Annotated in this window: 22 protein-coding genes; 10 read left to right on the forward strand and 12 right to left on the reverse strand. The window is 36.8% G+C overall.

What is annotated here, in order from left to right:
- Positions 1-31: 31 nt before the first annotated feature.
- Positions 32-1,117, reverse strand: a complete 1,086-nt coding sequence (gene hppD / locus CSP5_RS03775; RefSeq protein WP_148689671.1) for a 4-hydroxyphenylpyruvate dioxygenase — start codon at positions 1,115-1,117, stop codon at positions 32-34.
- 238 nt (positions 1,118-1,355) lie between these two features.
- On the opposite strand from hppD, the gene CSP5_RS03780 reads away from it, so the two are divergent.
- A complete protein-coding gene (locus tag CSP5_RS03780; RefSeq protein WP_148689672.1) occupies positions 1,356-1,805 on the forward strand; it encodes an archaellin/type IV pilin N-terminal domain-containing protein in 450 nt (149 codons plus the stop codon).
- 3 nt (positions 1,806-1,808) lie between these two features.
- Here the strand turns inward: CSP5_RS03780 and CSP5_RS03785 are convergent, their stop codons facing one another.
- On the reverse strand, positions 1,809-3,815 hold the full coding sequence (locus CSP5_RS03785) for a thioredoxin domain-containing protein (RefSeq protein ID WP_148689673.1): 2,007 nt from the start codon (positions 3,813-3,815) through the stop codon (positions 1,809-1,811).
- 242 nt (positions 3,816-4,057) lie between these two features.
- Here CSP5_RS03785 and CSP5_RS03790 point away from each other — a divergent pair, with 242 nt between their 5' ends.
- Entirely contained in the window at positions 4,058-4,657 is a 600-nt protein-coding gene (locus CSP5_RS03790; RefSeq protein ID WP_077076142.1) for a histidine phosphatase family protein, read from the forward strand.
- On the opposite strand, the gene CSP5_RS03795 is transcribed toward CSP5_RS03790, so the two are convergent.
- From CSP5_RS03795 to CSP5_RS03810, 4 genes are all read right to left on the reverse strand, one after another.
- A complete protein-coding gene (locus CSP5_RS03795; RefSeq protein WP_021788610.1) occupies positions 4,625-5,809 on the reverse strand; it encodes an MFS transporter in 1,185 nt (394 codons plus the stop codon). The genes CSP5_RS03790 and CSP5_RS03795 overlap by 33 nt on opposite strands.
- A gap of 1 nt (position 5,810) precedes the next feature.
- Positions 5,811-6,272: a GAF domain-containing protein gene (locus CSP5_RS03800; RefSeq protein ID WP_077076143.1), complete on the reverse strand. Its 462-nt coding sequence runs from the start codon at positions 6,270-6,272 to the stop codon at positions 5,811-5,813.
- Between the two features lie 94 nt (positions 6,273-6,366).
- The gene (locus CSP5_RS03805) at positions 6,367-7,092 is read right to left on the reverse strand and encodes a PP2C family protein-serine/threonine phosphatase (RefSeq protein ID WP_172399397.1); all 726 of its coding nucleotides are present in this window, start codon (positions 7,090-7,092) and stop codon (positions 6,367-6,369) included.
- 32 nt (positions 7,093-7,124) lie between these two features.
- The gene (locus tag CSP5_RS03810; RefSeq protein WP_148689675.1) at positions 7,125-9,746 is read right to left on the reverse strand and encodes an MMPL family transporter; all 2,622 of its coding nucleotides are present in this window, start codon (positions 9,744-9,746) and stop codon (positions 7,125-7,127) included.
- Between the two features lie 154 nt (positions 9,747-9,900).
- Here CSP5_RS03810 and CSP5_RS03815 point away from each other — a divergent pair, with 154 nt between their 5' ends.
- From CSP5_RS03815 to CSP5_RS03830, 4 genes are all read left to right on the forward strand, one after another.
- Entirely contained in the window at positions 9,901-10,677 is a 777-nt protein-coding gene (locus tag CSP5_RS03815; protein ID WP_148689676.1) for a winged helix-turn-helix transcriptional regulator, read from the forward strand.
- A 121-nt stretch (positions 10,678-10,798) separates the two neighbouring features.
- Positions 10,799-11,950: a pyridoxal phosphate-dependent aminotransferase gene (locus CSP5_RS03820; RefSeq protein ID WP_148689677.1), complete on the forward strand. Its 1,152-nt coding sequence runs from the start codon at positions 10,799-10,801 to the stop codon at positions 11,948-11,950.
- The gene (locus CSP5_RS03825; protein WP_021788616.1) at positions 11,951-12,934 is read left to right on the forward strand and encodes a hypothetical protein; all 984 of its coding nucleotides are present in this window, start codon (positions 11,951-11,953) and stop codon (positions 12,932-12,934) included. It abuts the gene before it with no gap.
- Between the two features lie 5 nt (positions 12,935-12,939).
- Positions 12,940-13,455 carry a nicotinamide-nucleotide adenylyltransferase gene (locus CSP5_RS03830; RefSeq protein WP_021788617.1) on the forward strand — a complete coding sequence of 172 codons (516 nt, stop codon included), beginning with the start codon at positions 12,940-12,942 and terminating at the stop codon, positions 13,453-13,455.
- A 15-nt stretch (positions 13,456-13,470) separates the two neighbouring features.
- On the opposite strand, the gene CSP5_RS03835 is transcribed toward CSP5_RS03830, so the two are convergent.
- Positions 13,471-14,667, reverse strand: a complete 1,197-nt coding sequence (locus tag CSP5_RS03835; RefSeq protein ID WP_021788618.1) for a M20 family metallo-hydrolase — start codon at positions 14,665-14,667, stop codon at positions 13,471-13,473.
- A 250-nt stretch (positions 14,668-14,917) separates the two neighbouring features.
- Between CSP5_RS03835 and proS the strand changes: the two genes are divergently transcribed.
- The 4 genes from proS to fen are packed head-to-tail and all read left to right on the forward strand — an operon-like array spanning position 14,918 to position 18,715.
- Entirely contained in the window at positions 14,918-16,303 is a 1,386-nt protein-coding gene (gene proS / locus CSP5_RS03840) for a proline--tRNA ligase (protein ID WP_021788619.1), read from the forward strand.
- A complete protein-coding gene (locus CSP5_RS03845) occupies positions 16,266-16,961 on the forward strand; it encodes an HAD-IB family phosphatase (protein ID WP_172399398.1) in 696 nt (231 codons plus the stop codon). The genes proS and CSP5_RS03845 overlap by 38 nt, the downstream gene beginning before the upstream one ends.
- Positions 16,948-17,640 (forward strand): DNA repair and recombination protein RadB, encoded by a 693-nt coding sequence (radB, locus tag CSP5_RS03850; RefSeq protein ID WP_021788621.1) that lies wholly within the window; start codon positions 16,948-16,950, stop codon positions 17,638-17,640. Before CSP5_RS03845 ends, radB begins: the two co-directional genes overlap by 14 nt.
- Entirely contained in the window at positions 17,594-18,715 is a 1,122-nt protein-coding gene (gene fen / locus CSP5_RS03855) for a flap endonuclease-1 (RefSeq protein WP_241869836.1), read from the forward strand. Before radB ends, fen begins: the two co-directional genes overlap by 47 nt.
- Here the strand turns inward: fen and CSP5_RS03860 are convergent.
- From CSP5_RS03860 to smc, 5 genes are read right to left on the reverse strand one after another with little or no spacing between them, the layout of a single operon-like run.
- Entirely contained in the window at positions 18,704-19,690 is a 987-nt protein-coding gene (locus CSP5_RS03860) for a tyrosine--tRNA ligase (RefSeq protein WP_241869837.1), read from the reverse strand. The two genes, fen and CSP5_RS03860, sit on opposite strands and share 12 nt — an antisense overlap.
- 19 nt (positions 19,691-19,709) lie before the next feature.
- Positions 19,710-20,228, reverse strand: coding sequence for a CRISPR-associated protein Cas4 (locus CSP5_RS03865; RefSeq protein WP_021788624.1), 519 nt, complete (start codon positions 20,226-20,228; stop codon positions 19,710-19,712).
- A 1-nt stretch (position 20,229) separates the two neighbouring features.
- Positions 20,230-20,499 carry a hypothetical protein gene (locus CSP5_RS03870; protein ID WP_021788625.1) on the reverse strand — a complete coding sequence of 90 codons (270 nt, stop codon included), beginning with the start codon at positions 20,497-20,499 and terminating at the stop codon, positions 20,230-20,232.
- Positions 20,468-21,241 carry a hypothetical protein gene (locus CSP5_RS03875; RefSeq protein ID WP_021788626.1) on the reverse strand — a complete coding sequence of 258 codons (774 nt, stop codon included), beginning with the start codon at positions 21,239-21,241 and terminating at the stop codon, positions 20,468-20,470. Before CSP5_RS03875 ends, CSP5_RS03870 begins: the two co-directional genes overlap by 32 nt.
- A complete protein-coding gene (gene smc, locus CSP5_RS03880; protein ID WP_077076149.1) occupies positions 21,242-24,760 on the reverse strand; it encodes a chromosome segregation protein SMC in 3,519 nt (1,172 codons plus the stop codon).
- Positions 24,761-24,780: the final 20 nt, after the last annotated feature.

A 24,780-nucleotide genomic window follows, 5' to 3' on the forward strand; every position in this document is an offset into this window, starting at 1 on the left:
AGAGATTCTACCTATCTTCATACTTATCTAATTAAAGATTTCCCCTTCTGGCCTGATCCTTTTCTATGGACTCAAAAAGTGCCTTGAAATTACCCTTTCCAAAAGACGTCGCACCTTTTCTCTGGATAATCTCATAGAAGAATGTGGGCCTATCACCGGTGGGTTTTGTGAAAATCTGAAGAAGATAACCATCATCATCCCGATCAACCAGAATATTGAGAGACTTCAGCGTGGCTATATCTTCATCTATTTTGCCAACTCTCTGAGCCAACTCATCATAATAAGAATCCGGGGCCGATTGGAACTGTATTCCCTCATTCTTCATTTTGGATACGGTTCCAATAATATCATCGGTATGAAGAGCTATATGCTGTACACCTGGCATATGATAATAGTCAAGATATTCCTGTATCTGTGATTTCTTCTTTCCTGGGGCAGGTTCATTTATCGGAAAAACTATCTTCCTGTTGTTATACTGAACAACTTTTGATCTGAGGGCGGTAAACTCTGTACTTATATCCTTATCATCAAAACTTATAAGTGGTTCGAATCCCATTCCATCAACGTAGTAATCTACCCAGCTATCCATTTTCTTATCCTCTACATTTCCAACTATGTGATCAAATCTCGTAATTCCACTTCCCTTTGTTTCAATCATTTCCACAGGTTCAAAATTTGGCGGTAACTTTGATTCAAATTCACCATAATCTATAAGGGAGTGAACAGTTTCTCCGTAGGTAAATGCCCTGGCCTTATGAACAGTACCGTTTTCTGTTTTAATATCCTCCGCTTTCTCATATTTTACAACTTTTCTTTCTCGTAAGTCATTAAGGGCATCATCGAGGCTGTTTACTCTGATGGCTATATCTTTCACACCGTCACCATGTAATTTAACGTGGTTTGATATAACAGAATCAGGATGAAGTGAATTTGTGACCATGACTTTCACCTTTCCCTGCTCCATAAGGTAAGATACTTTATCCCTCACCCCTGTCTCTGGTCCACTATAACCTATGATGTTAAAACCCAGTCCAAACTTGTGATAATACGCCCATTGTTTTGCAGATCCCACATAAAATTCAACATAGTCAACCCTATCCAGAGCCTTTTGTGTCATATCAGATAATAACAAGGAGAGTATATGAATATTTTCATAGCATATATTCTCTGAATACGCCTGTTACTCATTCTCACACAACTCGAAGTTTTTATATAAATTTTAATTAAGGTAATATAATTTAAATTGTAACTCATTACATTTGTCAGGTGACGTAACTCCAAAAAAAAGATAAAGTAGCATGAAACACTTCCAATAATCAAAACATTTTAATACAGATAAAATTTAAGTGTAACAAATGAAGGAAGTTATAACTGAAGATAGGGCAGTTTCTCCAATTATTGCTACAATATTGCTTATAGCCATAACTGTCGTTTTAGCAGCGACCCTGATCTCAATACTTTCAACATTTACAAATTCCTCACACATAGAGGATATAGATTCTTCACTGAGTCTTAGCGGTGTAATAAACAATACAAAAACGAATTCTTATTATCTTAATATCTCGTCTACAAGTACTTCCCCATCACTATCGAAAATATTTGTAGAGATATTTGACGGTTCCAGGGTAATATATGATGGTTCACTTGCGCCTGGCACCCACGGTAATATAACTATATATACAACTACATCAACATTTTCTCCGCTTAATAATATTGAACTCACACTCAAGGGCAAATATAGTACAATTACAGAGGTAGAACTGATATACGCGAGTTCTGTATTTGCAACTGTAACTCCGGTGTAAAGATCATTTTTTCTGTGACTTCAAATAGTTCAGTATACTCTCGAAGTTAACACCATTAAGAACACAGGCTGCTGAGTTGCATAATGAGTATGTGTTTGATTTCAAAGAATCATCACGTTCAAAGTAAACACTGGAGTAGCCTTTTTCGAAAAGGTTTTCACGGATTTTAATCAAATCATCTATTTCATTGTAATTTCCCTTAAGGAGAATAGAATTCTTTCTTTCCATTTCGGTTTCCATTCTGAATGTGAAATATGATGGGTATTTTGTTATATTCTCCACAGTTTCAGATGTAGATAAATTTATCAATTCATTGTACTGGCCTGCCATATTTGCATAGAGCTGTGTTCTCTCATAAACAGCAAACTGGGATGGAATGGAAGAGTCTTCCTGAGAATTCAGGGTACCAATGAACGCACTTCTGTTTTCATTCATTATGGTATCCCGCTCAGCATTTAGTTTAAGGTATAACTGGTCAGCGATCTCTTTTGCATTATCAATTGCCTGATTGTTTGCAGTAGAAAATCCGAATTTAAAGAAGCCCATTGAAAGGAATGCGTAATCTGATAGATAACCAGAAATAGTTTTCCCGCTTGGATAAATCAAATGAACACATCTACCATTCTTGACATATTTATTTGAGAGAAAATTGTATAGGTCCTCTGCGTATTTTAAAAATCGTTTATCGTTGGTTGAAGAAAATGCTTCGCTTAGGGAATATAGAAGGAATCCATTAATGTCTCCACAAATCTTTGTATCCGTTTGAGGTGGAACCCGTCTCTCCCTTGCATTCTTCAGTTTGCCAAGACTCTGTTTTATCACTTCATCCAGCCAGAAGAATCCATTTTTATTGAATCTTTCAGTATAATTCTTTTCATTCTCAACGTACAGAATATTTTTTCCATTGGACATTCCCTTCGGCTCTTCAATGTAGTTACCATCTTCACGTACATTGAAGGTTGATGCAAATTTAGTGTAGTCTTCTCCCAGCAATCTCATTAATTCTCCGGAGGTCCAGAGGTAGTATTTCCCCTCTACCCCTTCACTATCAGCATCTATGGCACTATAATAGCCACCCTCTGGAGATAACATTTTGTCCCTGAGGAACTCCATCTCTTCATTTATTATATCTATATATTGCTTCTTTGACGTTGCGGTGTATAGTTTAGATAATGCCATTATAAAATTTGCCTGATCATAGAGCATCTTTTCAAAGTGTGGGATCTTCCATCCAAAATCAGTGGCATACCTATGGATACCATTTCCCACATGGTCATAGATTCCACCCATTCTTATGGCTGCTGCAGTTGTTTCTGCCATTTCAAGGGCTTCATTTGCTTTGTATATATTGTAATAGTTAGAGAGGAAAGACATTATATGTGATGATGGAAATTTCATGTTTCTACCAAATCCACCATAACTCCTGTCAAATGAGCTTTTAAGCTGATTGTAAGCTAAAGTTTCCAGATTTTCATTTTTATAATTAGTGGCCTTTGGAATTTTGTTTACTGTTAATTTTTCATTCTCCTCTACCTTTCTAAATATTTCCTCAGGGCTATTAGTCCATAATTCATGAATACTGTTCAGAAGTTCTATTATTCCTATGGACCCATACCTTGACTCTCTTGGAATATATGTGAATGGAAAGACCGGCTTCAGGTCTGGAGTAAGAATTATATTCAGTGGCCATCCAGCATTACCCGCGACTCTGTTTGCAAAATCTATGAAATAAGCATCAACATCTGGCATCTCCTCCCGATCAACTTTGATACTTACATATTTTTCATTCATTACCTTTGCGACATCATCTCTGCTGAAGCTTTCTTTTTCCATCACATGACACCAGTGACAGGTGGAGTAGCCTATGCTTAGGAAGATGAGTTTATTATCTTTTTTGGCCTTTTCGAAAGCTTTCTTAGACCAAGGGTACCAGTCAACTGGGTTTGATGCATGTTGAATAAGATAAGGGCTTTCTTCATTTTTCAGATGATTCATGGTACTACTACTCATGTTAACCACATCAATCAAAGATTATTATTATTAATGTATTTTTACAGATTAAAAACATGATTTTTTCATGCAAAGCCTGTTATGATTCTTTCTAGAATTCTATAATTATTTTCCTCTGGTTTTGAATCTTTCCTCAATTAGAGGTAACGGACTTTGATGTTATAACTAAGTTTTTCCAGATCGAGCATATTTAATGCCAGGTTAGAATTATGAACAGTATGTAATATGGAGGAATAAATTGCATGATTAAAAATAGAAAAAACATCGCCATACTGGTCAGGCATGGAGAGAGCCTGGCAAATGTTAGAAAAATTGTATCGGAGGATATAGATGGATTCCCCCTTACCGAATTGGGGGTTAAACAGGCAGTAAAAACTGGAAAATTGCTTGAGTCAATCTCCAGTAGTGTTAATTTATTTATATCAAGCCCAATCATTAGAGCAGTTCAAACTGGTCTTAACGTAATGAAGAGTATGGGTCTGGAAATGGATGTAATAAGGGATGATCTTCTTACAGAAACAAGATTTGGGAAATACAACAATATTAGCTTTAGCGAATTTCCTAAGTTTCATAAGAGGGAGTTCGGAATTGAAGCTTTTGAAGATAATGGTAAGAGAATGATGGAAGCCATAAAGAAATATCCCGGGATCAACATCTATTTCTCTCATGCATTGCCAATCAAGGCATTGATATGTAATATTATGGGGCTGGAGGAAGAAGATTCTGGCGGAATCCAGATAGAGAATTCATCAATTTCAGTAATAGACGTGGTGGAAAATAAGATTCTGTCAATAGGTTCTCATCATATTTCAGAGAGCCTTATCAATTTTATAAACTCCTGAACTGGCAATGACAAAAAACAATCCAGCAACAGTTCCTATTATAATTACAGTAGTAAACGATACCGGGAGCAAATAATTTCCTCTAAGAAATAGCAGGAGGGCACCCTCAAGAATTGCTCCAATTCCATTTCCAGAATACTGAAATGCATAAAATATCCCAAAGGATAGATTTCTTTCTCTATTGCTCAGGACCCCTGCCAGGAGAGGAATTATAACAATTTCATATATGGAAAAACCCGTGAAAAATGGTATTAAGGCTATCATATAAAGTATATAATTCAGGTGAAAAATGAGTCCTAAATAGACTGTGGTTATTCCAACAAAAATAAGAACTGAGGATAGGCCAATTACATTGAATTTTCTAATTCTATAAACACCCTCCGAAATTGTTACTGCTATTATGCCTGAAATAAGAACGCTAAGAAATAGAATGAGTCCATACTGAAATAAACCAAAATAGGGAACAGCATAAATTTGAACTGATAAAAATATCATGAAGCTAGCCGAAGAAAGCAGAAATGCACCAGTATATATGAGATAATCTTTGTGTTTAAGTATAGTTTCATTCATATGCTTTTGATTTACTGTGTGTTTTGTCTCTTTGATTCTGGTTATAATAAAAATTGCCCCTATCCCTAAAATTGCCGAGATCAGGAAGAAATTTCTTACCCCTATAAATGTGGCAATTAGTGGTGAAAAACCAATTCCTCCCATGAAAGCAAATCCTATTCCTATTCCTGTTATGGCCATTGCAGTATTCCTTCTGTCTTCAGGAACAGAGTCAATGGCCATAGATGTAATTGGGGTACTTATTGCCCCAAGCCCTGCGATAAATCTACCAGTTATAAGAAGCCATATATTATTTCCAGCATAACTCAATATGTTCCCGAGAATAAACAGAGATAATCCTAAATATATGTAATTCTTCCGTCCTATAATTCTTGATAAGTATCCACTTGGAATTTGCATCACTGCCATGGATATTTCATAAGATGCAAGAGCAAGTCCTATAAGTATACCATTTTGTGTAAATTTTGATGCATATACCCCAATTAATGGAATAACGAAGAAGATCCCTGTCAATCTTAAAAACTGCACCAGAGATAGTTCCGACAATGTTCTGTATTGGTCTTTATTTAACCTGGAAACCATTTTAATCTGAAAGAATCTTTACCTGATTTGATATTAACTCTGAAAGTTGCGAAACAAATTTCTCATCTTCCTTAGTGAATGCTCTGGGACTATCTGAATCAATATCAATTTCCCCAACTGGTGAGCCATTGGCTCTCACTGGAACAACAAGCTCAGATTTAGTTTCAACCGAACAGGCAAGGTATTTAGAATTTGAAGTTACGTCAGGCTCGTTTACAATGTTATTCTGAACAATGGCCTGACTGCAAAGCCCTTCTCCTATGGATATTTCTTCGTGAATTGTTGGTTTTCCAACATAACTTTCTAGTATCAGCTTATTTTTTCTCAGCACATACACTCCAACCCAGTTGTATTTAGGATTATTTTCAGAAATATATTTGCAAAACTGATTAAGCATATCTCTAGCAGTCTTTATTCTTAAAGAATCTACATCTTCTATCTGCTTTTCAAAGCTTATAACCATGCCACTGTAATACCGATCGAATTATTAAATTTCATTTCTTCAGTATGGGTTTTATTTTCATTTAGCAACCCAGAATTTTATGGTAACTTAATATTCATGCATCTTCTATCTTACACAGGATTATGGTGATATTATCCCTACCGCCATTGTTAAAAGCTGCTTCTTTAAGGTCAGAAATAAGCTGATCAGTTGTCTTTTGCCTATTGCTTAAGATACTTGATATGAGCTCATCCGATACCATATCTGTCAGCCCATCTGAACTGAGAAGTAATATATCATTTTTATGAAGTTTAATTGAATCTGCATGTATTACAGGGATGTTGTCAACACCTATACAGGATGTTAAATAACCAGTAAAAGGTTCCCGATGCACCTCACTGAGTATCCTTAGTTTTTCATCAAAAAGCATTATCTCACTATCTCCGGAATTTGCAAAGGTAATATTTTGTTCATCGAGAACGAAAGTGGAAAGAGTGCTGGCCATATATTCAGAACTTTTCTTCTTTTTGTTTCTTGATAGCACATAATCATTTGCTTCCAGCATGCACTTTTCGATTGAAGAAATAGATTTTGAGCTAAATGTCTCCGAATTTATTTCAATCAGCACTGTCTCCATAAAAATATTAACAGAGTCCCTGCTTGCAATTTCTCCATCAGACATGCCACCAACGCCATCAGCCAGGGCGGCTATCAAAAATTCTTTTTTATTGTGCCCAGTAAAAGATTCAATTCTTGCACTGTCTTCATTATTATTTCTTATGAGTCCTGTGTCAGTATCTATTGAATATTGAACCGTAAAAAAGTTGTTTTTGAATATCACTTTGAAATAATACTGATATAAATAATAAATCTTTATTGTTTTTCTCCATTCCTGTGAAAGATTGAAAGCATAGATGGGAAGTAGAATGTTCTAATGACAAATGTATCTATAACAAGTGATATTACAAAGGCAAGACCCAATTCTTCCAGGAATGCAACCGGAATAAATGCCAGTGATCCAAGCGAGATTGCAAGAATTAACCCAAGGGATGTAACTGTTTTTGCACTTCCAACCATTCCCTTTCTCAAACCCTCCTCGAAGTTTTCTTTTTTAACCTCTTCTATAATCCTTGAACTAATGAATACTGTGTAGTCATTTCCAAGACTAAAGAGAATTATGAAGAGAATTATTGGGATTAGATATATTAGCTGTATATGCAGTAAATAGTTTGATATGAGGTATAGAATAAACGTGCTCCAGGATATACTGAAGAATGTTCCTGTTATTGAAATGATTGGGTATCTCAACTTCCTGAAGGATGCAAGTAATATCAGGAAAATAGCAACCACTATAAATATCTCAAGTTCACAATAAGTTTTAACATTGGTTGATTGCTGATCAATTACAGAGGAAGTGATGCCCCCTACAATAAAAGAGTCGTTGGCTCTCATAGAACTCACTGTTGATATCGATTGACTTGAATAAGGAGAATTACTTAGGGAGACTATAAAAAGATAATATTTACCATTGTCAATTGCAAATGAACTTGATATGGAATTATTTGTAATTTTCATTCCACTGACATAAGGGCCCTCCACGGAACTAACACCTTTGTATGATAAAATTTTTTTGGCTGTTTTCTCAAGTGTATTGATCTGCACATGAGTAAGATTCTCACTATTAAAATTGCTCTTGTATATAATGTATGTTGGGAATATCACTCCATCTCCAAAATTATCTTCAATTTCATTTAGGCCATGAACAGAACTCAAAGATTGAGGGAGACCTGTATTAAAGTTGTACGTTGTTGGTGCAGTAAAGAAGAAATAACCACCGGCAGCACCAAGAATTATAATTACTGCAGCCACTGCAAACTTCTTACTTGAAGAAAATGAGGTTGTCTTATAAAATACAGATCTTCTGTGATGATTTTCCTCCAGTGGTTTTGAACCCAACTTCATTATAAGTCTCTTTGACAGAAGTTTCATTGCAACTGGAAGCAATGTAGTCTGAAGTATTACTGTATATATTATTGCCTGAAACAGAACGACTCCCCAGTCAAAGAAAGATGGAACAAGTGAGAAAGTCAACAGGGTTACTGCTACTGTTATACCGCTAATAATTACAGCTTTTCCAGCCCTGTTTATGGCTATATCTAGGGCTTCCTCATACTCCCTCCCTTCCCTTAACTCCTGCCTGTATCTTGCTATAAGGAATACGAGATAATCTGTTGAAACTCCAAGAATTACTGCTGTCAGTGTGTAATTTACAATAAAACTAACACTTCCTATCAGAAATCCTGTTATGTAAACTGAAACATAACCTAGCAAAAGTGAAATACCTACAAATATAAGTCCAAGAATAGAAGCCCAGTATGAAACAAGGGTTATGAAAATTGCAATTAGCAGAAATATGAAAATGAGACCGAAGGCAAATCCAGACTTGGCAGTAACCTGAGCTGTTTGATAGGCAATTGCTCCATTTCCTGTTACTATGGCATCTTTCCCAAACAAACTGGCAGAATATTTGCTCAGGGTTGGATAGAATTCCTGTGCGGGAGAGGAGCCATTTTTGAATTCGTATCCCGAAGGAGTATTGAATTCGACTGATACAATGAATATTTTATGGTTTGGACTAACTGTCTGGTTAACTAGAAACCCTGGAGCATCCAGCAATGCAAAATTTGTTACATAACCATTTCCTGGATTACTAAAATTTATAACAGAATATACTAGATTCCACGTAATATGAAAACCCGTTAAATTGCTAATGTAGTATGCCGTAGCCTCACTCAGTGAAGTCGAATTACCGTAGGCATAGAAGTTTACATTCTTTAATATATAGGATGTTTCCGGCAATAGGTTAAAAGATGAGTTCTTAGCATCACAGATTATGGAATTCGCCACAATTTCCTCTCCATTTCCAGAATATTTATTAAAGGAAGATTTAACATTTGAAATGAAAGTTTTTTCATAGTTTGAACCATTGTATCCACTGGAATTTGCAGCTTGCTGAATGCTATTTTCATTATAACCTGATATTTTCCAATTAATATAGAAATTATAGGAAAACTTGTAAATCATAGAACTGTTGGATCTGACACTCAAATAAGTTTGCATTATTTCACTACCAAAGGTCTTTACTGTAGTATTGTCTATATAATTTGAATAATCAGTATAAGGGTCGGTTGTTTGATACACATTATTATCCGAATTTCTTATCATTCTTTCTAATTGAAACGTACTTCTGGAAAGTGTAGAATTGTAAATTGGATTTCCATTTATAACAATGGTTAATGACTGATGTGTTGTCTCTATTTGTGAGACTAGCTTTTGCGCCTGAGCAGATTCTGAACTGCTATTTGTTGATGTGGAGTTAGCATAGTTGAGGTATGAACTATAGTGAAGGACTGCAGGTATTGCAAGTAGAAGAACAACTATCCATACTATGATCACAACATTTTTTTTCGATAGCAAACTTTTTGCATTAATCACAGCAATTCATTATGTATGGGTAATTTAAAATTGGTTAAAATTTTTTTAACTTTTGATAAATTAATATTGGTAAGCTAACAAAAATATTGTTTATTTTCACAAAAAAATTAATTAACGTCAATTTTTAATAATAGTTAGAATTACTTGAATAATCATGGATACAGTTGATAAAAAAATTCTTTTCAGTCTCTTGAAAGATGGCAGGACGCCACAAAGGCAGATAGCGAAGGAGATAGGTATCTCAGCGCAAACTCTGAATTACAGAATGACAAAGATGATTGAGGATGGAATAATTGTTGGATTTATAGTCCATATAAATTCTAAAATACTTGGAAAAGTGGAGGCATTTGCTGCGTATGTATCAGATAAGGAAATTGACACCGGCTACTTTACAAGATTAAAATGTCTTGAAAAAATAACACTCTATGGTTTTGACGGAGATACAGTTGATGAGGTAGAAAAGAAAATAGAAGATGCATCATTAAAGTTAGGACAGCCAGTAATGAAATACAGACCAGAAATTAATTCATATTCTGGAAACTCAAAAAATATAGATTTTCAAATTATTGATCAGCTTAAGAAGACACCACGCGCAAAAATATCAGAGATTGCCAAAGCTCTAGATATGCCGGTAATAAGAATAAAGAGAAGATACAATTTCCTCAGAAAAAGCCATCTTGTTGCAGTAATGGCAAAGATCGATCTTTCAAAGACAGATGTTGTCATTTTCAGTATCTTCACAACAGATCAGGAAAAGATTGAACACATTCTGGAAGATGTGACAATTTTTAAGATAACGGATAACAACACGGGGGTTTTCATATGCTTTGCAGAAAATATGGTTAGCGCGAGGGCCCTGATAAACAGTTCAAGGGAAGCTGAGAAAAAAAGTGAAGTGATGGTTATATATGACTATGAGTTCATTCACTAAATAATATCTAAGATCACAACTTCAACCAGTCATAAAAGTAGTTTTTATCAAAACATTCCCGTGTAACAGAATGAGTTTGGAAAATCAATAAAAGTTAATTATGGAATTGCGATTAAACTTTGTGTTATCAAAGAGAGTAATTAATGTCTCTGAATCTGCCACTGTATCCACTTCTGCAAAGGCGGCCCAGATGACTGCTGAAGGAAGAAAAATTATAAACTTTGGGGTAGGAGAACCGGATTTTACGACGCCTGCTGGAGAGATAAACTATGCATTTGAAAAGGCAAAGGAGGGATTCACTCATTACACTCCGTCAAAGGGATATGTGGAATTGAGAACTAAGATATCTAAGAAGATCAATAATAATATTCACAGCCTGAATGCAGATAATATAATTGTAACTCCAACAAAATTTGCTATTAATCTAGCAGTAATGGCCATCGCAGATGAGGGAGATGAAATCATCATACCGGAGCCATATTTTCTTTCCTATCCTGAAATATGCAGGATTTACGGTGTAAAACCAGTGGAAGTTCCAACCAATGATGATTTTTCACTTAACCTTGAACGCATTGAAAATTCAATAACACCCAGAACGAGGGGCATAATCATATCAAATCCTGCAAATCCAACGGGAAAAGTTTTTTCGACCGACGAAATCAAGGCACTACAAAAGCTGTGCATAGATGAAGAAATCTACTTTATTCAGGATCAGATTTATGAAGAACTTGTGTTTGATGGAAAAATTCAGGATATAGTAGAAATGGATCCAGAAATGAACCATACCATACTAATCAGTGGTTTCTCTAAAAGTTATGCAATGACAGGATGGCGGATAGGATATCTCGCTTCATCCAGAGAATTTATTGGTGCTGTAGATAAGTTGCAGCAGCAGACCATAACTTGCGCACCCTCTATCTCCCAAATGGCCGCCATATATGCGTTGGATGATGATGAGAGCCCTAAAGCCATGAAGGAGGTTTTCAGAAAGAGAAGAGAACTGGTTTACAATATGATTAGGGACATTAAAGGTCTGAATCTCATAAAACCAGAGGGAGCTTTTTACGTATTTCCATCATATGACTTAAATATATCATCTGTCGAATTCTGTAAGAAGATCCTTGATTCTAAGGGTCTACTACTCACACCGGGGTCGGCATTTGGAAAACAAGGAGAGGGTCATTTCAGAATTTCCTACGCGTTATCCGAAGATAAACTGAAGGAAGGAATCGCATTGCTGGCGAGCTTTATGGACGAGCAGAGTAAGATTTAAATGGGTTTGAGTTTCTTAATTGTTCCACTACTTATCACTGTTCTTGTTATTTTGGGAATCAGTTTATTTTTAACGTTTTTCAATTTTAGAGCAATTAGGCTATTTAGCCAAAAATATGAGGAAGATATTGAAAACTATAAGACAACTGTCAATGACTTCGAAGAAGATTTTACCATATCTCCTGATGATGAGATAGAAGAGGATGATGAAATAGAGAAAGAACACACCAGAGAAGAAGTAAAGCTAGAAATAGATAAGGATATGGAGAGACTCACAAACGAAATCAGAAAGAATGAGTTACTAATGGAAAAAATGGAAAAACACTATTCAACTCTGAGAAAAGTTTCTAAGGACATGATGGAAAGCATTATTCCCCCAACAAAATTTCAATCTTTTTCAGATACCTATGCACCAATACCACTGATCGATGAAAAACCACTATGGAATGATCTTGTTAGAAATCATATTCCGCCGGATCAGGGAAATCTTTACGAAATGTGGGGTAAATATGTTGAACTCACTGCGAAATATTCTCATCAGAAGGTCGAGTCCATAAAAGGTATACTGGATAAAATTTTTGGCAGGACAGAGTATCGGCGATTAGATCAACCTGATATCAACAATAGTGGAGAAACATACTACGCAGCGAAACCAGTGCTTCATATCCTGAATAATCTTTTCTTTAATGAACCAGAGATTCAATTTCTTCTAGAGGATGGAAAAAAGGAGAAAAAACTTGGGAGATCATCAACACTTCTGGTAAACAACGAAGAATTTATACATGGAAAAACGTCTGAAGTAATGGCATTTCAGTCAATGTTCAGGGAAATTCTTGATACGAAGAATTACTCCATATGCAAGGAGACTCAAAGACAGAAAGAGTTAAAAAGTGAAATAGACGACATTATTAAAAATATAAAGAAATTATTAAACTGGTTCATATTTGAGGAAGATAACATGATACAGTGTAAAATGCTGGAGTGAAAGAAATGTCAAGAGCATTCATTGTTGGAAGGTTTCAGCCATTTCATCTCGGTCATCTGGAAGTAATACAGGAGATTCTGAAAGATCATGAATCTGTGATTATTGGAATAGGAAGTGCACAGTATTCACACACCCTTCAAAACCCGTTCACAGCAGGAGAAAGGCATCTGATGATCTCAAACACTCTGGAAAGCAGGAAGATCTTTAACTTCTATATAATCCCAATAGAGGATGTAAATTCTAACCCGCTCTGGGTCGCACATGTAGAATCACTAACCCCACATTTCTCAAGTGTATATACAAATAATCCTCTGGTAAAAAGACTGTTCTACGAGAAAAAATACAATGTAAAATCAATGGAACTCATAAACAGGGTGGAATGGTCAGGTACCAGGATAAGAGATAGAATGATAAGGGGAGAGAACTGGGAAAGGGATGTTCCTGAAACGGTTTCGGAAATAATCAGGGAAATTGATGGTGTTGAAAGGCTAAGAGCACTTTCAGAGTCAGATGATCTCTAGGGTGAAAAAAAGAAATTATTCAGAATAAACCAATTTCTCAATTGTTTCCCTATCCTGTAATATCTGATCAATTATAACATATTCATCAACCTGATGAGCAACATCAGGGACGGTCGTGCTCCACACAACTGCATCATAACCAAGTCTTCTGAAGAAAGCTGCGCATGTGCCTCCCCCAATACCAACAACCTTTGGCTCTCCGCCTCTGCTTGATAACGCCTTCACCAATCTTGTAACGACTTCCGAATCCCTGGAAGTGGGTACAGGTGCCTGTTCTCTCTGTACAAACTCCATCTTAATCTTTGACTTATGTGTTCTTTCGAATTCAGAAATCTCTCTTGAAATATCATCCACTACACTATCCACATCATAGTTAGGTAGTATCCTGCAATCCATGTAAAATACTTCTTTTCCCGGAATCGTGTTTATATTGTCCACATTCTTTTCGTGCTTGGTCGGTTCAAACGTTGAATAGGGAAAGTTAAAAGTATCATCCTTATCGGTATATTTTGAATGGAGCATCTTATCTACTGATAGCATGAATTCCATTCCATCTCTTGCAGCGCTTATGGCGTTGCTTGGCATACTTGCATGGTACTGCCTACCATTAACTGTGAATTTTATCCAAACAATGCTTTTTTCGGCAATCTCCAGTTCCATTCCGTCCATTGAACCCGCGTCTGGGACTATTATCAGGTCATCCTTCTTGAAAATATTCTTATCAAGTAGGTACTGTATCCCGTACACACTCCCAACCTCTTCGTCTGCAACAAACGCAAGGCCTAAATTCATTTTAAGTTTGGATTTATCAAGCTTCTTAAGAAGTAGAAGAGAAAGGAAAACTGCCTGTCCATCATCAGACGTACCGCGACCATATATTCTGTTGCCTTCAACTGTTGCCTGAAATGGTGGTCTTGTCCATAGATTTGGGTCACCATCCGGTACAGTATCTATATGGGAGACAAGCCAGAGAGTACGATCAAAATTTCCAACTTTCTCTATTACACTGGATCTTTTAAATCCCATCTTATCTTCAACATCATATCGTACTGAATCTTCATACCCAAGCTCCTTCAATATACTAACTAGAAGATCTGCCCTCTGCGATTCTCCCTGTCCACCAGAGGCCGGACTTATAGATTTTACTGGTATAATTCTCTTTGCAAGTTCAATTATAAACTCTTTTTCATCAGTTATATCTTTTAAGTTCATTATCACTAATTGTTGTTCTGTTAATAAACAATTACTCCTTTTAACTTATCATTATGTGTTTTTATTAGCAACACCTAGTATCATTAATGAATTAGTGCTGTTAATTATAGTGTAGTCTGTTGAGTATTGTATTAAAGATATCAGATCTAAGATCTATACAAAACTCAGAGTAATAGTCTTCAAGCAAAATAACCAACTCTATCTTAGCGACTTGCAATAGTTAAATAATGACGAATTTATTTACAAGGGAATGGAGCATAAAAAGGAAGATTTCAGTGAATGGTACAATGAAATAATAGACATTTCCCAGCTCACCGATAAGAGATACCCTGTTAAGGGAATGAATGTTTGGATGCCTTATGGATATAGCCTCATGAAAAACACTGATGAAATGATCAGGACTAAGTTCTATGAAGATGAGTATGAGGAAGTGATGTTTCCTTCATTAATCTCAAGACCAATGTTTGAAATTGAATTCGAACACATAAAGGGCTTTGAAAAAGAACTATTCTGGATCACAAGGGGCGGAAGGGAATCTCTGGAAGAAGATCTGGCCATGAGACCCACAAGTGAGGCTGCAATTTATCCGATGCTAAAACTGTGGATACGGGATCATGCTGATCTACCAAAGAGAATCTTCCAGATTGTTCAGGTATATCGTTATGAAACAAAACATACCAGGCCGTTTATAAGATCAAGGGATATTCACTTCATAGAATGCCATACTGCCCATGATTCATACAAAGATGCAGAGGAACAGATGAACCTTTACAGGAGAGAGTGGGACTATTTCACAAAGAAACTCTGCCTTCCTTATATGGAGGTAAAGAGACCTGAGTGGGATAAGTTTCCAGGTGCTGTTTACACCATTGCATTTGATACGCTTATGCCTTCAGGCAGAACGCTTCAGATTGGAACAATTCATGAATACGGTAGTAATTTCTCAAAGAATTATGATGTGAAATTTGCAAAGGAGGATGGAACCAGTGAATATGTAAATCAGACAACATTCGGTATGAGTGAAAGATTGATAGCTGCGTTAATAGGGATTCATGGTGATGATAAGGGACTAATTCTTCCACCATTCGTGGCTCCTACGCAGGTAGTGATTGTTCCAATCACCTCTGCAGATTCAAATTTTGAATCTTTTGTAAGTGAAATTGAAAACTTAGTTAGGAATAGTGGATTTAGGGTATTAGTAGATAAAAACGACAACTATACTCCCGGTTATAAATTCAACCAGTGGGAAATGAAAGGTGTCCCTTTAAGAATAGAAATAGGTAAAAGAGAGGCAGAATCTAATTCAATTACCATATCCTTAAGAACAAGAAAAGGGAGAATAAAGCTGAATAAAGATGATATATCGCAGATAAAAAATTTGCTGGATGAGGTAGAAAGTGATCTTCTTAACAAAGCCCGGAAGATCCTCTCAGATGGAATAGAAGGGATTAAAACTAGCGGACAGGAATCAAGCATTAAGACTTTTATTCTATGTGATAATGAAAAATGTGCCAGGTCCATAGAGGCAAAAACCGAGCTAGATATGATGGGACATATACTGAATTATGGGTCAAAAGGTAAATGTGAGGTTTGTGGAAATGAAGGGAGAACTGCCCTCTTCTCTAGGCCATACTGAGCATACTCCAATTGTTTTTTTTGACATGGATGGGGTTCTCACAGTAGAGAAAAGTAGCTGGAACTATGTCCATTCAAAATTTGGGGTTGATAATGATTTTAACTATTCTCTTTTCAGGACCGGAAAGATAGATTACCACGAATTTATGAGACGGGATATTAATCTGTGGATACAGGAAATGGGTGAAGTAAAGGTCAACCAAATAAGGGAAATCCTTGATGAAATAGAATTGTTTCCAGGAGCCGTTGAGGCAACTCAAACACTCAGCGCTGAGGGGTTTCACCTGGTAATAGTATCAGGTGGATTAATGTGGCTTGCAGAAAGGGTTGGAAAACTTACAGGAATAAGTGATATTTATGCAAATGTGATTTTATCGCTGGGTGGAATGGTTCTTCCCGATGGGAGAGCCCTGGTTGACCCGAAGAGGAAGGATATAGTTGTGAATAACGTGATAAATACTTATAAACCAGATTACTCAATTTCAGTAGGAGACTCTCCAGATGATGAAAAGATGTTTATGGTTACTGACTATTCCATAAGCATGAATAATGAGCCTGGTTTTATTAACGCAAGGGGTTTTGATCTGAAAACAGATAATCTTCAATCATGTGCTGATCTCATTCTAGGGATCAGGGATCAGAGAAATGAAATCACCTGAAATAAGAAGGGAAGAGAAACTTCCCTTTGGGATTGGGTGCATTGATCAGTTTCTTGAGGGAGGCATTGATCCTGGCGTAATCACACAGATATATGGTGAGGGCGGTTCCGGTAAGACAAACATGGCACTTCAGCTCACAGTTTCTGCTCTGTCCAGAGGTGAAAGGGTCATATATGTTGATACAGAGGGATTTTCAAGCAACAGGTTTCTGCAAATATGCGGGGGAAATCAGGAATATTCTAACAATCTTATTCTGTTTACACCCGAGAACATAGGGGAGCAGGAGGTCTGTCTCATAAAGGCCGAGAGAATGATGCAGAATTCAAAAGACGTAAAACTTCTTGTGATTGATTCAATGACTGCCCTGCTTAGAATCGAAAGAGATGAAAATCTTAAAAATCAGGGCCTATCAAGAGATATATCAATCATAAACACCATATGTAATAAGTATAAAATTCCAGTATTCATAACAAATCAGATATATTTTGATGTTGAGGAAAACCAGATAACTCCCTATGGTGGTTATTTACTGAACCATTTCTCAAAAACCATACTGTCAATTAAACGAACAAGGGGAACCGGGAGAGAGTTGAAAATAGTAAAACATAGATCCATTCAGGATGGTAAATCTGTTGAAATATTTGTCAACAGCACAGGTCTTTCATGCACAGAAGGATAAATTTAGTCTGGATGGTTTCAAAAAGATTTACATACTGGCACACATATGGAAGTATATGGGAGTTAATCTTGAGCCCATTCTGATAAAGCACAAAACTCACATTAAGGATTTCTCAAACAATACTGTTTCAGTGGATGCCTATAACCAAATTTACCAGTTTTTGAGTGCCATAAGGCAACCTGACGGAACACCGCTTATGGATTCATCTGGAAGAGTTACCTCTCATTTAAGTGGTCTTTTCTACAGGACAATTTCCCTTATGGAAGAGGGGCTGAAGCCTGTATATGTTTTTGATGGCAAACCTTCTCCAATGAAACTCAGGACTCTTGAGGAAAGAAAGGCAATAAAGGAAAATTCAGAAAGAGAACTGGAAAAGGCAATAATGACTTCAGATAGGGAAAAAATTGCAAGAATGAAGAGAAGGATAAATCATATTACAAAGGACATGATAGATGAAAGTAAGCAGCTTCTTACCTATATGGGATTGCCATATGTACAGGCTCCTTCTGAGGGTGAATGCCAGGCTTCTTACATGAGTTCCACAGGAAAAGTTAATGCAGTTATCTCACAGGATTATGACTGTCTACTATTTGGTGCAAGAGAAGTTCTAAGAAATTTCACCATATATGGTAAGAGAAGAGTTTCAAGCAGAAACATTTACGTAACAGTAGATCCTGAATACATCGATCTAAAGGAAAACCTATCAAATATGAATATTACAAGAAGTCAGCTTGTGGATATTGCCATAATGGTTGGAACAGATTTCAACAGTGGAGTTGAAAGGGTTGGATCAAAGACAGCACTGAACCTGATCCAGAAATACGGGAATCTAGAAGAAGTAATAAGGGAGAAGGGATACAGGATACCCCAGTACGAAGATGTAAGAAAGCTATTTCTTGAGCCTGAAGTTACAGACGATTTTAACTTAACCTTTGGTAAACCTGAGGAGGAAAAGATATATTCATTCCTTTGCGATCTTCACAACTTCGGAGAAAACAGGGTAAGGCCATTTATAGATAAGCTGAAAATAAGTCTCCAGAAGAGCAATCAATCCAGTCTTGATTCATTTTTCTAAATAATCTCTCAACACTGCAAAGGGCTTCATCATTTTAGACAGGTTATCTGTCACGGATTCTTTAAGGTCCATTGGGTGTATCGCTCCCGATTTATATGTGGATTCAAGCGAAATGAAATCTGTAAATGTTATATCTCCCCCTTTTTTCTCAGGTCTATGTATTGTTACCTCTTTCATTGAAGGAAATATGATTATCTTCATGATATCCATTACCGGGTTTCCTTCAGCTATTCCCATGGGGCAAAATGAATTTTTTATTTTTCTTTTAACGTCTTCTTCTGAATCAGTCATGAGGATGGCACTGTCAGGATCACTTTTCGACATCTTCTTGAAATTATCCATTCTTCCAGTTCCCTTCAGGCTTCCCAGAAGTGGAGAGTGCATTGAAACAACCTTCTTTCTGTTCATTTTTTCTGCAATGTCCCTGGCCAGCATATGGGCGTGCCTTTGATCCATGCCTCCCAAAGCAACATCGAGATCTAATTCAAAAATATCATTTACCTGCATTACAGGATATAGATATTTGCTGAAATCTGATTCAGCGTCAGATTCATCCCTTCCCATTATTGGAAGAGCTCGTTTCAGTCTTGAGAGAGTTGTTTGCTTAGCAGTGCGAATTATACCCTCCATGTAGCTGCTCTTATCTATCAGATCCGATGCCCATACAAATTCTGGTTTCAAATCTCCTAGTTCAATTTCGTATGCTTTTTTAAGAATCTCTCCACTCTGCCTTATACGTTCCAGATCGCCACCCAGCTTATCATTTACCATGGCATGCCAGTCTGCCAGTAATATCTGCATCCTGATACCGGCTCTCATCATTGCCTTGATTCTGGTACCAATAACCAGAATATGTCCTATATGGGGTATTCCTGAAGGTTCCACACCATGGTATCCTTTACAGTTTTTCTCGAGGCTTTCAAACTCACTCTCGGTTACTATTTCTTCAAAAAGGGATTTGTCAAGATTTAACAATATAAGGGCATTAAATTATCTATCTTAATCTTTCTCTACATATACTCCTGTACTTGCAATTAAGGCATCTTCCAGGATTATCGTGGTTTCTGTTTGGAACGCCTCTCATTCTCCTTATAAGCTGAGCTCTCGCCAGTACCCTATCCTTCAATTCACTACTATTATTTACATAGAATGACCTATTTCTGTATTTTATAACACCGTACTGGATCATATGTTCGGGATAGAGTTCCTGGAGTATTATGAAATAAACTCCCATCTGAATTATATGTGGTTCCCATGGCTGACCCCCTATATTGCTGCTCTTATACTCGTATGGAATTATCTGTCCACCGTTTTCTATTACTCTGTCCGGTTTACCTGACAGACCATACCTTTTAGAAACTAGAATTTGTCCTTCAGATTTCATGTCTCCGTAAACAAATCTTCCCTTTGGCATTTCATAATAGTCCATTCTCCTTTTTGCCCTGACAAAATAAAAAACAAGTATTATCAGAAGGCCAATAAATGGGATAATAAAATAGACAGGAAGCAACATTTCAGATGAACACTATAAACATGAACACAATAACAAGCAATATGGCAACTATAAGTGTTACACTAAGTTTTGAATTCCTCTCACGATCAGTTTCTGCTTCCTCGTGCGCTATTGTACCTCTATTCATTCTTTCAACCCTGTCAGCAGGAACTCTATACCCTTCACGGGTGTAATACCAGGAAAGGGCGCAGTAATCAAACTCAGCAAGCTCTGATGCGCTGATGATCCTTTCTCCATTATCAGGGTTGTTTCTCGATCCAGATTCTGTCATATGAGCACTCCTGTTTCAGTGTGATAAACCCATTCTTCCTGATAAACATGCTGTATATAAAGAACTTTACTCTATCTTCCTTTGTTTCACCCCATACCTCTTCCATAAAGAAGGAGTTTTCTTTCGTTCTCATAATCTTCTGCATGATTGATTCAAGATCTCTCTCAGGTTCTCCTGAATTCAGTACCTCGTATATCTCTTCAACCTCTGCATTCTGCTCCATATGAGGCATTCTGACAATTTTCTCCCTGCTCCGTTCAGTCTTCCTCATAACCTCAATAAGTTCCACAAGCATGACCTTTCTAGTCTCATGATGCTTAACGGGCATATGCAGGCTTATAAACTCCCTATCTTCTATTTCTGAGTCATTATATACTTCCTGTGAAATCTCATTAAATTCGTCTTCAGTTTCCTCGGTTTCCTTCCTAATGAAGTTTTCTATCAGGTCGTTAGCCTGTACATACACTATCCCCCATGATCTGAATATTATATACCCTGCCTCTGCTATGGACATCAGTCCAGCATTAGTTAATTCCCTCACTATTAGGGCAAAATTAACAACATCAACTCTCCAGGGGTCTATCTCTCTGGCTATGCATCTTTCCATTATCTCTATTATATTCTTAGTCTCCGCCTTTGTATCCTTAAAGTCCAGTTCTTCATAGAACCTCGTATCTATACCAATGGTTGTTGCCTGAACTATTATAGTTCTTTTAAGATCCATAAGCTGTGTGTCTTCCATCTATTCACCTCCAAAGCTTTTCGAAAAAATTTCCGTACAGCCCGCTGCTTTGTTCATGGTTACTCCAAACAGAGAGTTCGCAAACTTACTCATGGCATTTTTCAACGATATCATAATGATCTGTGAAGTATTTGAATTTTCCCTTAACAACTCACCCATTGCCTCAGCGTTTGTTCCATCAAGGAACATGTCAATTTCATCCAGAAAATAAATTGGTGAGGGTTTAATTCTCTGAACCGCTACGATAAAGGAGAGTGCAACAAGACTCTTCTCTCCACCGCTGAGAGATTGCAGCTTTGTGTACGTAGTTCCTTTGGGTTTTGCCTTGATCAATAACTCGGATTCCAGTGGATTAGATTCATCTGAAAGATACATATCCACGTCACCACCTCTTGTCAACCTTTTGAAGATTTCCCTCATCTCAATCTTTACCTTTCCATAGAGGTCTAAAAGTACTCTTGTCTTCACTTCTTCAAGTTCGGCCATTAATTTGATAAGGGAATCAACCTCTCTTTTTAGAATATCTATTTTTTCAACAAGGTTTTCTTTTCTTTGCATATCCCTTTTGAGATCTTCCTCAGCTAGCTGATTGACTGCACCTATTTCCTGCAATTTTGCCATTCTTATGGCAATTTCACTATTTGCTTTCTGCGCACTTGAATAATCAATAATTACATTGCCCCCATTTTGCCTGAGTTCTTCTTTAAGGGCTGACAACTTCTCATTGAAATTCTGTATCTTTATCTTTGAGGTAAGCACAGCATTTTCATTGTTCTTCATGTCCGATTCCAATCCTGCACTCTTCTGGCTGATATCTGATAGCTGCCGCTCAATTTCCTTCAATCCCTGAATAATTTTTCTGTTATTTTCATTGAGCTTTTCCTCTTCCTCTTCAAGTCTTCCTATTTCATTTCCGAATTTCGCGATTTCTTCTTCAATTCTATCCTTTTCTGTGGTTTCTGCATTTATATTTTTTATAAGATTATCGTTTTCCATCATCAATTCCGACTTTCGTTCTGAAATTTTCTTCATTGTCGTCTGATTGCTAGATTTAATTGACATTGTTGAGGTCTGTTCGTTACTGATTTTTTCAAGTTCTTTTTGCAACTCGGATAGATCATTTCCTTCCTCCTTATTGTCTCCTATGATCATATACAGTTCATTCTTTCTCTTCTCAAGAGAGGCTTTTTTCTCCTCCTCTTTTGTTATGAGTTCCTGAAGTTTTTCCAGTGAAGCAGAACTATTTTTCAGTTCTATTTTAAGGGTCTGAATTTCAAGTTCAAGTGATTCTCTGATCTTCTGGCTTTCTTTCAACTGGGCTTCAAGCGAATCAGACTTCCCTTTTCCCTCACCACCGCTCTTTGATATGTCCATCAATTGTTTCGAAATGTCGTCATATTCCTGTCTTAAATTTCTAATGTCATGATCAAGACTGTTAAATCTTTCTCTAAGATCTTCAAGTAGTTTTTCCTTGCTATCAAGTTCAGAAAAGTTAAAAGTTGTTCTGCTACGATTCATGAAACCGCCAGATATGGCACCACTAGCTTCAAATATGTCACCATCAAGAGTAACAATTCTGACCCCTGTCATATATTTCTTTGCAATTTCTGCACTATCCACAAGAACAGTGTCCTGAAAGGTATACCAGATTGCATTTGCATAAACATCCTGACACTTGACCTGCTGGCTCAATAGAGAGGTCGTTCGATCCTGTTGAATAATAGTGAGTGCTTTCCCTCTTGGCCTCCCCGGTAAGATCTTATTTAGTGGAATGAAGGTTACTCGCCCCAGTTTCTTTTCTCTTAATAATTCTATGCAATCCTGTGCAACATCCTCATTATCAACTACTATAGAGTTCAGTCTTCCTCCAGCTGCTGCCTCTACAGCCAGTGCATACTTTTCGTCATAACTTATAAGTTCTCCTATGGATCGGTGAATTCCTGAAATAGCTCCTCTTGCCTTCGCTTCCATAATTGCGGAAATGGACTTATTGGCAAAACCCCTTGATCCCATTTCGGATCTCATTCTTTCAACTTCCTTCCCAAGGTTATCCATTTTAGACCTTGTTTCTGTTCTTTCTCTCTCCAATTCTTTGATCTGGGACTGAAGTTCATAATATTTTTTGCTTAGGGATTCGTTTTTAGATCTGTTTCCACCTTCATCCTTTTTGATCTGGTTTAACTGCCACTGAGTTTCCGATAACCTGTATTTTTCATTGGTAAGATTCTCTTCCTTAATACCCAGTTTTGTCTCAAGCCCTTTGAATTTTTTTGACTCCTCAGACTCCTCTCTTCTTATTTTTTCCGTAATAGTGGAATTCTCTTTAAGTTGTTTTTCTATAACTGTTAACTCATCGGTTGCCTTCCTGTATTCTTCAGTTTTATTTCTTTGAAGCTCTATCTTTTGATTTATCTGGGCTCTGAGAGAAGTTTCCCTATACTTTAATTCTTCTTCTCTCTTCATCAGTTCATTAAATCCTTTTGCAAGATTGTCTATTTCCTCATCTATTTCCTCAATCTTACCTGTATTCGTTTCGATCAGAGCCCGTTCTTTGTCTATGCTGATGTTAATGTTTGAAGCACTTATTTCCGATCTTGCTCTTTCTAATTTTTTGGATTCTATTCCCTTTCTAATACTTTCAAGCTCTTTCTGAATCTTTTCTCCGATTCCTTTCTCAATCTCCATCCTCTTTTGTGCAAGAACTTCACGTTCTTTATCCAGATCATCCAGTATAGCTTTTATATCAGCAATTTTCTTTTCACTCTCTTCCATGGATTGCTGATGACCGCTGAGATCTATCTCTATTCCACGAATCTGTATAGATAAGGCAGTAGCTCTTAAATCCACAATATCGCTGTTTAGTTTCTTATATTCTCTCAGTTTTTCGGCTTCCTTTTCTATGACTGCAATGTTTTCTTCAATCTCTGTTCGCAGTGTTTCAGAGGCAAGTATTGTTTTATCGATCTCATCGATCTTTTCTTTTGCAGAATTTATCCTCATATTATATGCGTCTATTCCTGCTATGGACTCAAGCAACTTTCTTCTTTCATTTCCACTTACGTAAATAAATTTATTTATGTCACCCTGGAGAACAAAACTATAGGAATCCAGCTGAATTCCGATATTCTCCAAAAATCTGTCAACTTCACTGTGTTTTGATCTCTTACCATTTATAAAATATGTACTGTTTATTTCACTACCATTCTCTTCAATAGTTCTAGATATTTCCACTGTTTCAAAAGATTCATCATCCCTATCTTCCACGAATACTGCTTTGACCTCTGCTCTGGACACTTTTTTATCCCCATTGGCCGGGTTATGTATTAAATCATCTAGTTTATCAGCCCTCACGGTTTTAGATGATCTTGTACCTAGTACGAACAGGAGTGAATCACCTATATTGCTCTTCCCACTGCCGTTAGGACCTGCTATCATGCTTAATCCTGGCCTAAAATCTATCTTCATTCCCTTATGGCAGAAAGATTTAAAGTTTTTAATTTCTAAACTGTATAGTCTCAAAGTGCACCCCGTCAGACAAC

Origin of the sequence: Cuniculiplasma divulgatum (genome assembly GCF_900083515.1) — an archaeon.
GTDB classification, from domain to species: domain Archaea; phylum Thermoplasmatota; class Thermoplasmata; order Thermoplasmatales; family Thermoplasmataceae; genus Cuniculiplasma; species Cuniculiplasma divulgatum.

Bases quoted from the DNA above. Each gene is read 5' to 3' on its own strand.
- CSP5_RS03795 (WP_021788610.1), bottom strand. From the start codon at position 5,809: ATGGTTTCCAGGTTAAATAAAGACCAATACAGAACATTGTCGGAACTA.
- hppD (WP_148689671.1), bottom strand. From the start codon at position 1,117: ATGACACAAAAGGCTCTGGATAGGGTTGACTATGTTGAATTTTATGTG.
- CSP5_RS03830 (WP_021788617.1), top strand. From the start codon at position 12,940: ATGTCAAGAGCATTCATTGTTGGAAGGTTTCAGCCATTTCATCTCGGT.
- CSP5_RS03875 (WP_021788626.1), bottom strand. From the start codon at position 21,241: ATGGAAGACACACAGCTTATGGATCTTAAAAGAACTATAATAGTTCAG.
- CSP5_RS03825 (WP_021788616.1), top strand. From the start codon at position 11,951: ATGGGTTTGAGTTTCTTAATTGTTCCACTACTTATCACTGTTCTTGTT.
- CSP5_RS03790 (WP_077076142.1), top strand. From the start codon at position 4,058: ATGATTAAAAATAGAAAAAACATCGCCATACTGGTCAGGCATGGAGAG.
- radB (WP_021788621.1), top strand. From the start codon at position 16,948: ATGAAATCACCTGAAATAAGAAGGGAAGAGAAACTTCCCTTTGGGATT.
- CSP5_RS03835 (WP_021788618.1), bottom strand. From the start codon at position 14,667: ATGAACTTAAAAGATATAACTGATGAAAAAGAGTTTATAATTGAACTT.
- CSP5_RS03785 (WP_148689673.1), bottom strand. From the start codon at position 3,815: ATGAGTAGTAGTACCATGAATCATCTGAAAAATGAAGAAAGCCCTTAT.
- proS (WP_021788619.1), top strand. From the start codon at position 14,918: ATGGAGCATAAAAAGGAAGATTTCAGTGAATGGTACAATGAAATAATA.
- CSP5_RS03865 (WP_021788624.1), bottom strand. From the start codon at position 20,228: ATGTTGCTTCCTGTCTATTTTATTATCCCATTTATTGGCCTTCTGATA.
- CSP5_RS03845 (WP_172399398.1), top strand. From the start codon at position 16,266: ATGAAGGGAGAACTGCCCTCTTCTCTAGGCCATACTGAGCATACTCCA.
- CSP5_RS03870 (WP_021788625.1), bottom strand. From the start codon at position 20,499: ATGACAGAATCTGGATCGAGAAACAACCCTGATAATGGAGAAAGGATC.
- CSP5_RS03800 (WP_077076143.1), bottom strand. From the start codon at position 6,272: ATGGTTATAAGCTTTGAAAAGCAGATAGAAGATGTAGATTCTTTAAGA.
- CSP5_RS03780 (WP_148689672.1), top strand. From the start codon at position 1,356: ATGAAGGAAGTTATAACTGAAGATAGGGCAGTTTCTCCAATTATTGCT.
- CSP5_RS03815 (WP_148689676.1), top strand. From the start codon at position 9,901: ATGGATACAGTTGATAAAAAAATTCTTTTCAGTCTCTTGAAAGATGGC.